Source organism: Brevibacillus parabrevis (genome assembly GCF_022701015.1).
GTDB lineage: Bacteria > Bacillota > Bacilli > Brevibacillales > Brevibacillaceae > Brevibacillus > Brevibacillus parabrevis.
On sequence record NZ_CP064090.1, the window covers coordinates 4,083,202 to 4,099,505 of the forward strand.

2 protein-coding genes (1 of these 2 running past the window's edge) are annotated in these 16,304 nt (G+C 56.2%); both read right to left on the reverse strand.

The genetic code is table 11. From position 1 onward, the window contains the following. A protein-coding gene (locus tag IRJ17_RS28210) for a non-ribosomal peptide synthase/polyketide synthase (protein ID WP_278189445.1) crosses the window boundary here: on the reverse strand, positions 1 to 818 show its 5' end (the start). 22,441 nt of this gene lie to the left of the window's left edge; only the first 818 of its 23,259 coding nucleotides appear in the window; its start codon is at positions 816 to 818; its stop codon lies beyond the left edge, outside the window. Continuing rightward, a complete protein-coding gene (locus tag IRJ17_RS28215; RefSeq protein WP_278189446.1) occupies positions 802 to 16,290 on the reverse strand; it encodes a non-ribosomal peptide synthetase in 15,489 nt (5,162 codons plus the stop codon). The genes IRJ17_RS28210 and IRJ17_RS28215 overlap by 17 nt, the downstream gene beginning before the upstream one ends. Positions 16,291 to 16,304 lie beyond the last annotated feature (14 nt).

The following is a 16,304-nucleotide window of genomic DNA, read 5'->3' on the forward strand; positions in this document are numbered from 1 at the left end:
TCCTCGCCGCTCAACCGGCTGAGCAAAATCACCCATGCCCCTTGTACGATCGTGTTGACCGTGACTTTATTCGTTCGCGCCAGTTTGGCAAGCGCTTTGGTCACTTGTGGAGTCAGAGCGCGGGTCGCTTCCCCGATCTGCTTTTCCAGTCCCTCATGGCCCGCGGTGCGCTTGGCGTGCGATTCGAACGGAATCGGCGTAGGATTTTCCATCGGCCCCAAAAACTCGCGCCAAAACTGCTCGGACGCCGTCTTGTCCTGACGGCGGAGCCAGGAGACGTAGTCTTTGAATGGCCTTGCCTGCGGCAGTCGCAAGTCTTTGCCTTGGCGGTACGCTTCATAAAAATCGAGAACTTCCTGAAACACGATCGGGCTGCTCCAACCGTCCAGCAGCAGGTGGTGGAAGCTCCAGATCAGTCGGTGTACGGCTTCGCCCAGCTTGATGATCGTCACGCGCATGAGCGGGGCTTCGCTCAAGTCGAAGCCCGCCGCTTTTTCATTTTGCAAAAACGCCGCCAGCATGCTCTCCTGCTCGTCACTTCCGTATGACGACCAGTCTTTTTGCCGGATGGAAAAAGGAACGCTTTCGAAGACCGCCTGCAGCGGCTTCTCCGTCTCTTCCCAGATGAATCCGGTACGCAAGATCGAGTGGCGCTGAATCACTTTCTTCCACGCTTTTTCAAAGGGAACGATGTCAAGCTCGCCTGTAAGAATCGCCGTAGTTTGAATCATGTAAGCCGATCCTTCCGAGTACAGCGAGTGGAACAGCATGCCTTCTTGCAGTGGGGTTAGCGTATATAGATCAGTGAGATCCCCCATGGAGTTCATTCCCCTTTCTATTTTTTAACCTTGCGAGCACCTTGTTCAAAGCGCTCTGACTCAAGTCTGCATCCTCGAAGTCTTCCGCTCTGTAGCTTTGTTTCTCCGCCTGGATCAATGATTGCAAAGCGTCCGTGTAGTGACGGGCAAATGTTTCGATATGCGATTCGCTGTACAGTCTTCCGTTGTAGAGGAAGCTGAGGCCGAGCTTGCCTTCGGTGACGGCCCCCACGACATCGATCAAGTGAGTCCGTCTGTTGTCCGGGCTGCTGTTTGCGCCTCGCTCGCCTTCCGCGTATGCCAGAAGCGCTTTCGCATCTGCTGCCTGGTGGAATTGTCCCAAATAGTTGAAGCTGAGCGGCGCTTGCGGAATCGCCTTTAGCTTTTCGACCAGTTCAGGGTCTTGCGCCACGTAGCGCAGCAGGCCGTAGCCGAGACCTTTGTGCGGAATTTGTTGCAGCTTTTCTTTGACTCGCGCAAGCGCATCCTCGGAAGACGTGTTTGGCTCCAGTTGAATCAGGAGCGGGTACATCGACGTAAACCAGCCGACGGTGCGGGAAAGGTCGACGTCCTCGAACAACTCTTCGCGACCGTGCCCTTCGAGATTGACCAAAAGCGCGGACTCGCCCGTCCATTTGCCGTGTGCCAACGCCAGCGCCGTCAACAAAATATCGTTGATTTGCACGCGGTAGCGGGATGGAACTTTTTGCAGCAGGGCGTCCGTCTCTTCTTCTTCCAGGTGGATTGTCCACATCCGGCCGTTTGCTTCTGTGTTTTCCGCCCAGTCGTGCACGGGCAGTTGGTGACCCGACAGTTCGTCTGCCGCCTTGAGCCAGTAATCCTGATCAACCAGCATCCGCTCAGAGGACGCGTATTTATGCAATTTTTCTGCCCATGCCTTGTAAGAGGTCGTTTTCGGCGGCAGTTGAATCTTGTTGCCTTTTTCCGCTTGCCCGTACGCTGTTTGCAAGTCTTCGATCAGGATGCGCCACGAGACACCGTCGACTGCCAAGTGATGAATGACCATCAAAAGACGGCCTGGTCGGTCGTACCCGAGATCGAAGTAGACGACTTTCAGCAGCGGCCCGTTCTGCAAATCCAGGCTTGCTTGGGCCTGCTGTGCGAGCTTTTCGATCTTCCGCGCCTGCTGGGCTGGCGGACTCATGGACAAATCCTCCACTTGCAGCGGCACTTCCGAATCGACGTCGGCATACGTCTGCTTCCACTGTCCGTCTGCGAAGGTGTAGCGCAAGCGGAGCGCGTCGTGATGAGCAAGCAGTTGGGCAACGGCTTGGCTTAAATACTCTTCCTCCAACGGCTCGTTCACTTGCAGCAGCATGGATTGGTTCCAATGGTGCGGCGTCGGTTGCTCTTGCTCGAAAAACCATGTCTGGATCGGCAAAAGCGGCACCTCGCCCGTCACGTTCCCTTGTTCTGCGTCCACCTTTGTACTTTGGCCTGCAACTTTTGCCAGCTCGGCAATGGTTTGCTGATCGAACAATTGCTTGGGAGTCAAATGGATGCCGGCCTTGTTCGCGCGGGCGACGATTTGAATGCTGAGAATCGAGTCTCCTCCAAGCTCAAAAAAGTTATCATGAATGCCGATGCGGTCCATGCGCAGTACAGCGCACCAAATGTCTGCCAGCGTTTGTTCGACATGGCTTGTAGCCGCTGCAAATGCGTCCTCTTCCCGGCTGCGTTCCAAAACAGGGGCTGGCAGCGCTTTGCGGTCCACTTTTCCGTTCGGAGTAAGCGGCAAAGCATCCAGCATGACAAAGGCGGCAGGCACCATGTAGTCCGGCACGTGTGCTTTGAAGTGCTGGCGCAGCTCGGCTGTCCCAAGCTCTTGCTCCGCGTCCTTGACTGCGTAGGCGACGAGCTGCTTCGTGCCTGCCTCATTTTCGTGGACGATCACCACCGAGGCCGTAATTGCCGGGTGTTTGGCCAAGACCGCTTCCACTTCGCTCAACTCGATGCGGAACCCGCGAATTTTTACCTGGTTGTCGAGCCGCCCGATGAACTCGATCAGACCGTCCGGCAGGTAGCGCACCAGGTCGCCTGTGCGATAAAGACGTGCCGCCTGATCAGTTGCAAACGGATTGGGCACAAACCGCTCTGCCGTCAAATCTGGGCGGTTCAGGTAGCCTTCCGCCAGACCGTCGCCGCCGATGTACAGCTCGCCAGTCACGCCAATCGGAACGGGCTGCATGTGACGATCGAGCACGTATGCCGTCGTGTTTTTGATCGGACGGCCGATCGGGAAAGTGTGGGCCGATTCGGGCATGACCGTGACCGGATTGCAGCAGGTGAATGTCGTGTTTTCGGTCGGGCCGTATCCGTTGATCACCGTCAGCCCTGCGATTTCCAGCGCTTTTTTCACATGCGGAACGGACACGATATCTCCGCCGACGAGCAGTTGGCGAACCCCGGACAAATATTCCTTGTGATGGTCGACCATCAGCGTGAACAACCCGGCTGTCAGCCAAAGTGTCGTCACGTGGTGCGACTGGATCGCCTGCCCGATTTCTGCGAGCGACGGCAGTTCTGGCGGCAGCAGGACTAGCTTCGCCCCGTTCAAAAGGCTGCCCCATATCTCGAAAGTCGCCGCATCGAACGACACGGTGGACGCTTGCAGGAACACGTCTTGCTCCGTGATGGTCACATAATCCGTTTCCTTGACGAGGCGGACGATGCCGCGATGAACGACAAGCGTCCCTTTTGGCAGTCCGGTCGAGCCGGATGTGTAGATGACGTAAGCGAGACTTTCCGCTGTCGTGTCCACGTCAGGCGCCTGCTCGCTCTCCTTGGCAATCAGCGGCCAATCGCAATCCAGGGCAATCGTAGTCCGTTCCCCTGACGGCAAGCCGGGCATGAGCTGCTCCTGTGTCAGCAAGACCGTGATTCCGGCGTCGCCCATCATGTAGGCCAGACGCTCCTCTGGATAATCAGGATCGAGCGGCACATAGGCTCCGCCAGCCTTGAGTATGCCGAGCATCCCGATCAGCATTTCCGGCGAACGCTTGACGCAGAGGCCGACGAGCGCACCCGGCCGCACTCCTTTTTGTTGCAAGTAGTTGGCTGTCTGGTTGGCCCGGCGCTCCAATTCCGCGTACGTAAGCGTCTGATTTCCCGCAACGACCGCCAGTCGCTCAGGATAAAGCAGCGCCGTTTCCCGGAACAATTGATCCACCCGTTTGTTTCGCGGATAAGCGGTCGTCGTGTCGTTCCACTCCACCAGCAATTGCGCTCGCTCGCTCTGGTTCAGCAGCGGCAATCGGGCAATACCCTGATCCGGCATATGAACGATAGCTTCCAGCAACTGAACAAAATGCTGCGACAGTCGCTCCATCGTCGCCTCATGGAACAGCGCTGTGTTGTATTCAAACGTGGCGAACAGTCCGTTTTGTTTTTCCGCCATCGTCAGCGTCAGATCGTATTTGGAAGTGACCAGATGCTTGTCCATCTCAAAATCAGCCACACGGATACCAGCTTTTTCGTCCAAGTTCAGCTGGAAGTTTTGCAGGACAAACATCACCTGGAACAGCGGCGAGTAGCTGAGACTGCGCTCCAGCTCCAACTCGTCGACCAGCTTTTCAAACGGCAAATCTTGATGGGCGTATGCTTCGAACGCCGTCTCCCGCACTCGTGCCAGCAACTCGCGGAAGGTCGGTTCTCCTGACAAGTCCGTCCGCAGCACCAATGTGTTGATGAAAAAGCCGATCAGCGGCTCCGTCTCTTGTCTGTTCCGTCCCGCGACAGGGCTGCCGACGAGGATGTCCTCCTGCCCGCTATAGCGGTAGAGCAAGACTTGGAAGGCAGCGAGCAAGGTCATGAACAAGGTCGCGCCTTCTTCCTGGCTGAGCTTGTTCAGCTTTGCGTACAGCTCGCCTGAAAGCTTGATCGTATGCATCGCGCCATCATGCGTCTGGACGGCAGGACGCGGCTGATCTGTCGGCAAAGCCAGCAGCGGTTCGGCTCCGCTCAGCTTTTCTTTCCAGTACGCAAGCTGCTCGGCAAGCACTTCCCCTTCCAGCCACTTCCGCTGCCAAACGGCGTAATCTGCGTATTGCACCGTAATCTCGGCCAATTCAGGCGCTTCTTCCCGCACAAACGCTTCGTACAGCGCCCGCATTTCTTTGAGGAAAATGCCGATCGACCAGCCGTCGAAAATGATATGGTGCAGGTTGAATAAGAAGACGCACTCTTGCTCCGCCAGACGAATCAGGGTGGTGCGCAGCAAAGGACCTTGGCTCAGGTCAAACGGCGTCGCCGCTTCCAATCCGGCCAAGCGATGAGCTTCCGCTTCCCGCTCGCCTGCTGGCATCCCGCGCAAGTCGATCACGTTCAGCTTTCCATCCAGCCGGGAGTGAATCACTTGCACCGCTTCCCCATCCACATCGCCAAAAGTCGTCCGCAAGCTTTCGTGGCGCTGGATCAGCACTTGCAGGCTCTTTTCCCAAGCGGCGATATCCAAATCTCCCAACAAACGCACGGCTGACGGAATGTTGTACAACGTGCTGTCCGGCATCAGGCGATCCAGAAACCAGAGGCGCTGTTGCGCGAACGACAGCGGCAAATGAGCTTCCCGTGAGACAGGCAGCATCTGCGCTTCCGTTTCGTTCTGCCCAATCGCTCCAAGTGTCTCGGACAGCTCTGCAACAGTCGGCCGCTCAAAAATCGCGCGGATCGGCACTTCTTTCGCAAACGTTTCGCGCAGACGGGAAGCTACTCGTGTCGCCAGGAGAGAATGTCCGCCCAGTTCGAAAAAGTTGTCGTGCACCCCTACTTGCTCGATTCCGAGCACATCCGCCCAGATGCTGGCGACCAACACTTCCGTCTGATTGCGCGGCGCTACGTAGCCAGCGGCAGAAGCGACTTGCCCCCACTCCGGTTCCGGCAGTTGCTTGCGGTCGATCTTGCCGTTCGGTGTCAGCGGCATCGCGTCCAGCCAGACAAAGAAGGAGGGAACCATAAACTCGGGCAATTTTGCCTTGGCCCAGCTCGTCAAGACGGCACGATCGCCGCACTCCCCGTCTTTTGTCGTGATGTAGGCAACGAGACGCTTTTCGCCCAGCTTGTCTTCTTTGGCCACGACCACTGCTTCCTTGATCTGTGGATGGCTGCGCAGGACAGCCTCCAGCTCGCCCAATTCGATCCGGTAGCCGCGAATTTTGACCTGGTGGTCGATGCGGCCCAAATACTCCAGCTGTCCGTCGGGCAAGTAACGAACGAGATCGCCTGTGCTGTACATCCGCGCATGCGGGTCGGGGTGGAACGGATTGGGCAAAAAGCGTTCTGCCGTCATTTTCGGACGCTTCAAGTAACCGCGCGCCAAGCCGTCACCGCCCAAATACAGCTCCCCAGGCAAGCCCAACGGCACGGGCTGCAGCTTGGCATCGAGAACATACGCTTGCGTGTTGGACAGAGGACGGCCAATCGTCGGCTCTGTCTTTGCCCCTTTTGTCACCTGGACATAGGTGGAGTACGTCGTATCTTCCGATGGGCCGTACAGGTTGAAAACTTTTTGCACATGCCCAAGCGCGTACAGACTTTGCGCCAGCGTGTTCGGCAGCGGCTCTCCGGCGAGATTGACGACCCGCACGTTCGGCGGTATCGCGTTCATCCGCACCAGTTCCTTGGCCGCAGATGGCACGGTATTGATCAAAGTCACCTCTTTTGCCGCTGGCAGGCTTGGCAAATGCAAGGCGTTGTCCGCCAAAATCACTTTGCCGCCGCAACTCAAGGTCACGAATATTTCATACACGGACAAGTCGAAGCAAATCGAAGTGGACGCGAGCACGCCGCTCATTTCTTCAGCCGAGAAGACGGTTTTCGCCCAGAAAATGAAGGCAATGACGCTGCTGTGCTGAATCGCCACCCCTTTTGGCAGACCTGTCGAGCCAGATGTGTAAATCACGTAAGAAAGGTTGGTTGGCGCAGCCAGATTCGGCACATTTGCTTCCGGCTGGGCCGCCATGCACGCCCAGTCGCGATCCAGGCAAATCACTTGTGCTGTATGCTCAGGCAACATCGGAAGCAAGCGTTCTTGCGTCAGCACGATCGCCGCCTGCGAATCATCCAGCGTGTAGCCAATCCTGTCTTGTGGATAGGCAGGATCAATCGGCACGTACGCACCGCCAGCCTTGATAATTCCCAGCAAGGCGACAATCATCTCGGTCGTCCGCTCCATCAGGACAGCGACCAATACTTCCGGCCCGACGCCCTGCGACCGCAAATAATGAGCAAGCTGGTTCGCCCGTTTGTTCAGTTCCGCATATGTCAAACGCTCAGTTCCGACGACCAGAGCTTGCGCGTCCGGCGTTGCCTCCACTTGCGCCTCGAACAACTGGTGCATCACCAGGTTGCGCTCGTACGGCATGTCGGTCGCATTCCATTGCACCAACAGCTTGTGGCGCTCCGCTTCCGTGATGATGGACAAGTCTGCGAGCTGTTCGTGCGGCTCACGCATGATTGTTTCCAGCACACTGCTCAACTGGGCCAGCACCTTGTCCATGGCTGGTTGCTCGAATCGGCACGTTTCATAAATCAGTTTGAGCATCAGTTCCTCGCCAGGCGCTACCACGAGCGTCAGCGGATAGCTCGTCTGCTCGACCGCATTGACTTCCCCGAGCAACATGCCGGATTCGGAATCCGCACTTGTGCCGGACAAGTAGTTCTCAAAGACGAAAATGCTGTCAAACAACGACTGGCCGCGCGGCACCTCGCTCCAGCTCTGAATGTCCACGAGCGGCGTAAACTCGTACTGGCGCATCTCGCTTTGGGCCTGCTGCAAGCTTTGCAGCCAATCGATTACCGTCGTCTGTTCCGGGAAAAGCACACGGACAGGCAACGTGTTGATAAACAGCCCCACCATCGCTTCTGCGTCAGGCAAGTCGGTTGGCCGTCCCAGATTGGTCGTGCCAAAAACGACTTCCGCTTCGCCTGCATAACGCGCCAGGATCAGCGCCCAAGCCCCTTGCACAACCGTATTCAGCGTCAACTGGTGCTTGCGGGCAAAAGCGAGCAAGTTCGCTGTCGCCCGTTCGGACAAAAGCAGCTTGTGGTCTGCGTATTCTTTTGGCTGACCCGCGCTGCCACCCGATTTCCCCATGCCAAGCGGCGTCGGCACGCCAAAGCCCTGCAAATAGTCGCGCCAATACTGCTGCGCTTCTTCCAGGTTTTGTCGTTTCAGCCAGGCAATATAGGCTGAAAACGGAGGAATGGCGGGCAAGCTCGCTTCCTTGCCATGCGAGGCTGCGGCATAAAACGCCTGCCAGTCCTGGAACACGATCGGCGTGCTCCAGCCATCGAGCAACATGTGATGGAAGCTCCATACAAACTGGAACGTGCTCGCATCCAGGCGAATCAACGTCCAGCGCATCAGCGGCGGACGGGCGAGATCAAAACCCCGCTTGCGATCTTGTTCCAAATACGTCTGCAAGCCTGCTTCCTGCTCAGCCGCTGTCAGATGGCGCCAGTCCAGTCGCTCGACAAACGTTTTGACTTTCGCGTGCACGACCTGATGCGGCTTCTCCAATCCGCTCCACAGGAAGGACGTTCGCAAAATCGCGTGGCGCTCGACGACTTTTTGCCAGGCTGCCGAAAATGCCTCTACATTCACATGCTCCAGTTTCAAAGCGAGCTGCACCACGTAATCCCCGCCTGCTTGCTCATACAAGGAATGGAACAGCATCCCTTCCTGCAACGGCGTAAGCGTATAAACGTTCTCGATCAGGCGATTGTGACCGATAAACTTGTCGAGACTGTTTTGATCCAGTTCCGCGAGCGGGAAGTCGGAAGGCGTATAGCCCCCTGCTTGCTCCGTGCGGCAATGGGCAATAATCGCTCGCAACGCTTGCACATAGTCATGAGCGAGCTTTTCAATCGTGCCCGGCTCGTACAGATCGCGGCTGAATGTCCAGCTCATCTCCAGCTGGTCTTGCGCCACCATGCTCATGACATCGAGTTTGTAAAGACGCGTCTCATCCTCGCTCACATTGGATGCCGACCAGTTCGGAATGATTTGGAACAACGCCGCGTCAGTCGTTTGACCTTGGCCGAATTGTCCCAAGTAGTTGAAGCTGATCTCCGGCTGCGGCTTGGCTCGCAGCATTTCGGCCGTTTGCCCATCCCGGCTCAAATAGCGGTGAATACCGTAGCCAATCCCTTTGTCCGGGATCGCCCGCACTTGTTCTTTGATCGACTTCAGCAAGTCACCCCAGGCCAAATCCGGCTCCGTTTCCAGCAAGACCGGATACAGGCTCGTGAACCAGCCCACCGTACGCGACACGTCCACGCCATCCACGATCGGCTCGCGACCGTGTCCCTCTACCGAGACATACAATGCCCGCTTGTTCGTCCAATCCGTAATCGTGCGCGTCAAGGCACTGAGCAGCACATCGTTGATCTGCGTGCGATAAGCGGCTGGCACTTCTTGCAGCAGCGCCCGAGTCTCGTCCGCGCTCAGCTTTGCCTTTACTTGCACGGCCAGACCTTCCGTGTTCTTGCCTTGTGGATGATCAACAGGCAGCCCGCATGCCTGTTCGCTGTCCATGCCAGTCCAATACTCATCGACAGCGCTTTGCTCCGCGTACGTTGTCAGCTCCTCCGCCCAGCTTTTGAACGAAGTCGTCTTTTGCGGCCATGCAATCTTTTGCCCGGCTTTAACCTGTTCGTAAGCGGTTTGCAGGTCTTCCAAAATAATGCGCCAGGAGACGCCATCGACCACGAGATGGTGAATCACAATGAACAGACGCTGTTCCGCTCCGAGTTGGAAATAGGCGGCACGGTGCAAAGGTCCTTTTTCGATATCCAGGCTTGCTTGCAGTTCGTCTGTGATGTGCCGCATCCGTGCTTCTCTCTCCGCCTCAGGAACGGACGACAAATCTGCGACCAGCAGCACATCTTCATCCGCAATCTCACCATGCGCTGCCTGCCATGTTCCGTTGACCTGCTGAAAGCGCAGGCGCAGGGCATCATGCTGGCGAGGCAGCGCGGCAAAAGCTTGCGTCAGCGCCGTCGTATCGAGTTCTTCCCGCACCGCGAGCATGACCGACTGGTTCCAATGATGAACGTGGCGGACATCCTGCTCGAAAAACCACGTCTGAATCGGCGTCAAAGGCATTTCGCCTGTCACGATTCCTTGTTCGGCCTGCATTTCCGGCGCTTTTTCCAGCACCACTGCGCTTGCCGCCAGCTCGGCCAATGTTTGCGCGTCAAACAAATGCTTCGGCGTTAACTGCAAACCAGCCTGATTAGCCCGCGAAACGATCTGAATGGTCAAAATCGAGTCGCCGCCCAGTTCGAAAAAGTTGTCGTGAACCCCGATCGTCTCTACGCCCAGCACCTCTTGCCAAATTTCGGCCAGCTTGCGTTCCACATCCGATTGCGGTTCGACGAAGCTGCCTTCCCACTCTGTTTTCGCGACATCCGGCAGCGGCAAGGCGCGACGGTCTACTTTTCCGTTTGGCGTGAGCGGCAGGGCTTCCATCAGCACGATGGCAGACGGCACCATGTAATCTGGCAACATTTCTTTCAAGGACTGGCGCAACTCGCTCGTCTGTCGCTCTTCTCCTTCATGGAGCACGACATACGCAACAAGCCGCTTCACTCCGGGGGTCACGTCTTCGCGGACGATCACCACCGACTCTGCAACCGCGGGATGAGCGTACAAGGCCGATTCAATCTCGCCCAGCTCAACCCGGAACCCGCGAATGCTTACTTGATCGTCGGCACGTCCGATAAACTCGATGCTGCCATCTGCTGCATAGCGCACCAGGTCACCAGTCCGGTACATCCGGGCACCTTCAATCGGGGAGAACGGATTCGGCACAAAGCTCGCTTCCGTCAGGTCAGGACGGTTCCGATAGCCGCGCGCCAGACTTTTTCCCCCGATGTACAGCTCTCCGACTACCCCTACAGGTACAGGCTGTCTGTTTTCATCCAACACGTAGACAGACACATTGTCGATCGGGCGACCAATCGTCGGCGCAGACTCGCGCTCGCCCAAAACAGGTACTGCCCCTGCTGTCGCAACAACCGTATTTTCTGTCGGCCCATACTGGTTCACGAGCGTAAACGGCACGTCCGCAGTCGGGTATTGGTGCAGCGTATCACCGCCCGTCAGCATGTAGCGCAGCGCCGCTCCCGTCGGCCATGGCAGCGGAAGCAAGTTCTCAGCCAGCGGAGTCGGCAAAAAGCTGATGGTGATGCCTGTCTCGACCAGCCAGTCCCGCAGTTTTTCCGGCGATAGGCGAATCTCTTCCCGCGGCTGGCAAATCGTCGCACCTGCGGTCAAATACGGCCAAGTCTCCCATACGGAAGCGTCAAACGCCGTACCGGCAATTTGCGAAGCACGATCTTCTGCCGACACGCTGTAGGCGCGCTGGTGCCAGTTGACCAGATTCAGGAGCGATCCGTGCTCGATCTCTACACCTTTTGGTGTCCCCGTCGAGCCTGACGTATAAATGACGTAGGCAAGTTGATCCGCATTCGTCTTGATTGCAGGCGCAGCCGTACTTTCCGCCGCAATCTCCTGCCAATCCCGATCCAGGCACAGAAGCGCCGCTGCTTCCTGCGGCAATGCGTCAAGCAAGCGCTCCTGGGTCAAAACGAGCGACATTCCCGCATCTTTGATCATGAAAGCGAGCCGTTCGCGCGGGTACGCCGGGTCCATCGGGACGTAAGCAGCACCTGCCTTGAGAATCGCCAGTTGACCGATCAGCATCTCGCTGGAACGCTCCACGCAAATGCCCACCAAATCCTCCGAACCAATCCCTCTTTTCAGCAAAGCATGCGCAAGCTGGTTGGCTTTCGCATCAAGCTCCGCGTACGTCAGCGCCCCTTGCTCCCCGATCACGGCAAACTGTTCCGGCAGCTCCTGTGCGATGCGCGCGACCCGTTCGTGCACTAGCAGGTCGAGGGAATAGGCGACATCTGTCTGGTTCCATTCGACGAGCATCCGGCTTTGTTCCGCACCGCCCAACAGGGGAAGCTCCACAATTTTTTGCCCCGGATCGGCGGCGATGGCTTGCAGCAGATTGCCAAAATGCTCGGCCATGCGCTCGATCGTCGTACGGTCAAACAAATCGGTGCTGTATTCAAACACGCCTTTCAATCCGTTGTCCGCCGCTTCAATCATCGTCAGAGTCAGATCGAACTTGGTCGTCTGGTTGAGCGTGACTTCATCGGGCGCAATCGCCAATGTCTCGCCTTCACGCACCCCTGTCGACATACCCTGCACAGCAAAAAGCACCTGAAACAGCGGCGAGTAGCTCAGACTGCGCTCGATTTGCAGCTCATCGACCAGTTTTTCAAAAGGCACATCCTCGTTGGCAAACGCATCGAACGCCGTCTCGCGCACGCGACGCAACAGCTCCACAAACGTAGGATCATCGGACAAATCAGTGCGCAGGACGAGCATGTTGACGAAAAAGCCGATCAAGTTTTCGATCTCTTGCCGATTGCGTCCGGCGACAGGGGTGCCAATCAAAATGTCGTTCGCATGCGTATAGCGGTACAAAAAGCTTTTGAATGCCGCAAGGAGCGTCATGAACAGCGTAGCGCCCTCTTGCCGTCCCAGCTCGCGCAGCTTTTGCCCGACCTCACCCGGCACGTAAAAAGACAAATGGTCACCGCGATAACTTTGAACGACCGCGCGTGGCCGATCTGTCGGAAGCGGCAACAGCGGCTCGCTGCCGTCCAGTTTGTTTTTCCAGTAACGGAGCTGTTCTTTCCATACGTTGTCTTGCGATTTCTCGCGCTGCCAGACGGCATAGTCCCGATACTGGATCGGCAAGGCGGCAAGCGGCAGCGCTTCTCCTTTGAGCAACGTTTCGTACACTTCGCTCAGTTCGTTCACCAGTACATCCATTGACCAGCCATCGGAGATGATGTGGTGCACGTTCAGCCAAAGGACAGACTCCTGCTCCTCCAAGCGAATCAGCATCGCCCGCAGCAGCGGCCATTGATCGAGGCGGAACGGCGTTGCTGCATCTTCCTCGGCCATTTGCTTCCACTCCGCGTCTTTTGCCGCGGCTGGCTTGTCGCGAAGATCGGTGACGCCAAGCGACAGATGCACATCCGTATGAATCACCTGCAACGCTCGCCCGTCCACATCGACGAACGTGGTGCGGAGCGATTCATGCCGCTGGATGATTTCATTCAAAGCGCGTTCCAGCACAAGCTCATCGACCGTTCCGCGCAGCCGGAAGCCGACGGGGATGTTGTACATGGCGCTGTCCGGGATGAGCCGATCGAGGAACCAGAGACGCTGCTGGGCGTAAGACAGCGGCAACTCGTCGGCACGCTGGAGCGCGGACGGCTGAATCGGGCTGTGCTTGTCCGCTTCTGCTCCATGCCGCAACGCTTGAATCCGCCGAGCCAATTCGGCTACTGTCTGATGGGTAAAAATTTCGCGCATCGGAAGCCGGACATGAAACAGCTTGGCTGTGCGGGAAAGCACCTGTGTCGCCAAAAGCGAGTGCCCGCCCAATTCAAAAAAGTTGTCGTGCACCCCGACCTGCGATACATTGAGCACTTCCTCCCAGATGCGGACGACCAGTTCCTCAACCGGATTGCGCGGCGCAAGGTAGACGTTGCCTGTATGCACGCGGCCATCCGGGAGCGGCAGCGCTTTGCGATCGATTTTTCCGCTCGATGTCAGCGGGAACTCTTCCATCTGAATAAAATGGGACGGCACCATGTAGTCGGGCAATGCTTGGCGAAGCGCTTCACGCAGCGCGTTGACGGTCCACTGCTTGTCTGCGATGAAATACGCGCACAAATACGCTTGCCCGTTATGGTCTGTGCGAGCGATCACGACAGCGTCGCGAATCGAAGCTTCCTGAATCAGCTGCGCGCGAATTTCGTCCAGTTCAATCCGATAGCCGCGAATTTTTACTTGATGGTCGATCCGTCCAAGGTACTCGATGTTGCCATCCTGACGGTAGCGTGCCAAGTCGCCCGTGCGGTACATGCGTTGTCCCACTGCAAACGGATGGGGCACAAATTTTTCGTTCGTCAATGCTTCGTTGTTCCAATAGCCTCTCGCCAAGCTCGCTCCGGCGATGCACAATTCACCAGGCACGCCGACTGGCTGCAATTGTCCATGCTTGTTCACGATATGCGTCTGAATATTGGCAAGCGGCTTGCCGATTGGCACCAGTACGTCTTGCGAATCTTTTGCCAAGGAATACTTCGTGGCATAAATCGTCGATTCGGTCGGGCCATAAATATTTTCCAGGATGACGCCAGGCAGCGCCTCGTACACTTTGCCCACCAGCTCGGACGGCATCGCTTCCCCGGCGGCAAATATATAGCGCAATGGACTTTCTTGCTGTTGATCCCGGACATAGTCGACGAACGGAATCAACATCGACGGCACAAAATTGACATGTGTCACGCCGTGATTGACCATCGTCTCCCAGATGTGGGCAGGCTCCTTCTCCGCTCCGGGATCGAGAATGACCAATCTGCCGCTCCCCAAAATCCAGCCAAAAATTTCTGCGACCGAAACGTCAAAAGTGTAGGTCGTCTTCAGCAAATACGCATCGTTTTCCAGCAGCGGATACAGTTCCTGCAAGGCAAAAATGATGTTCAACAAGCTCGCATGCTCGATCATGACGCCCTTCGGCTTGCCCGTCGAACCCGATGTGTAGATGACGTAAGCCAAATGGTTCGCATGGGAGACGCACTCCAGATTGTCCGCTGCTCCCTGGTAAATCTCAGCCGCTTCCAGATCGATGATCCGATCCGCAAAATCGACCGCTCCAAGAAAGCGATGGTTCACCAGCAACAATTCACTTCGGCTATCTTGCAAAATATATTCAATGCGTTCCTTCGGATGGGACGGATCAATCGGCAAGTACGCCCCGCCCGCCTTAAAAATGGCCAAAATCGCAATCATCATCTCCACGGAACGCTCGGTAAGCAAACTGACCATGCTTTCCGGGCCGATTCCTCTCGCCCGCAACAGCTTCGCCAGTTGATTTGCCTTTTCGTTCAGCTCCCGATAAGTAAGGACTTGTTCTCCCATGACCAGCGCGATGCGCTCTGGCTCCCTCTCGGCGCGCTCTTCAAAAATTTGGTGGATCAGCTTATCTGTAGGATAATGGCGGTACGTATCGTTAAAGGAATGCAGTTGCAGCTGTTTCTCTGCCGGATCAACCACTTCGAGCTTTTGCAAAAGGATGTCCGGCGCATTTGTCACTTGTGTCATGATGGTGGTGAGTTGTCGACTGATGTGAAGGAGCTGTTCTTCGCTAAAAACAGCAGCATTGTATATATATTTGATGGTGATGACATCACTTGGGGTAACCATTACGTTCAGGTCGTAGTTGGTTTGTTCAAAAGCAGATAGATGAGTGAGGGTAAACTCTTCGTTGTACTGGTTCAGACGAGTCAGAAATTGCTGGCCCATCGGATAGTTCTGGAACAGCAGAATATGGTCAATCAGTTGCTGGTTGCCCTGAATGTCGGCCAAGGAAAGATAATGGTATTTGGCAAGCGAGAGCGCTTCCTGCTGCACTTGCTTCACCAGCTCGGAAAACGTTTGCTCCGCTCCCGCCTGGACGCGGATCGGCACCGTGTTGATGAACAGTCCGACCATCTGTTCGACGTTCGGCAGGTGGCTCGGACGTCCGGAGACAACCGAGCCGAACACGACGTCTTCCGTGTTGCACTGGCGTTGCAGCATCAGCCCCCAAATCGCGCGGAACAAATTGTTAAGCGTCACGTGCAATTGCTTGGCGAGCTTGTTCAAGCTGTCCGTCAACCCCTGCTCAATCGCAAACACCAATTCCGCCTGTCTGTAGCTGTTTTTGCCGCCCTGCTTGTGTATAAAGCTGGTCGGTTCATAGCCGCTTATATACTCAGCCCAGCTCGCTTTTGCCTCTTCGGCGTCCTGCTCTCCCAGCCAACTGATATACGTGCTGTAAGGGTAAACCGGGCCAAGCTCGACGGGCAGGCCGCCTTTTCGCTGTTGATAAATTTGAAAAAAGTCGTTGAGGACAATCGGAATGCACCAACCGTCCAGCAAAATATGATGGTGACTCCAGAAAAGGGTATGCGTGTCAGCCGAAGTCCGGACAAGAGTGAGACGGATCAGTACGTCTTTGGCCAAATCGAAGCTTGCTTGGCGGTCTTTCTGCGCAAAGTCTTCCAGGTAGGCAGCTTGCTCCTCTTCAGAAAGGTGGGTAATATCCAGCACCTGAACCTTTGTCTTTCTTTCCCTGAGCACGATTTGCCGGGGCTTTTGCACTTTTTCCAGGAGAAAGACCGTTCGGAGAATATCGTGTCGTTCAATCAGCGCGTTCAAGCTTTGTTCCAGGATAGCTGGATCGATGAGCCCTTTGATCGTAAAGCGCATTTGTTCAAAATAGGACTCGCTTCCTTCGTCCAGGAGGGAATGAAACAACATTCCCTCCTGCATAGGAGTTAACGGGTATATATTGTCGACCTTTTTCCTTGACACGACTACTCTCCTCC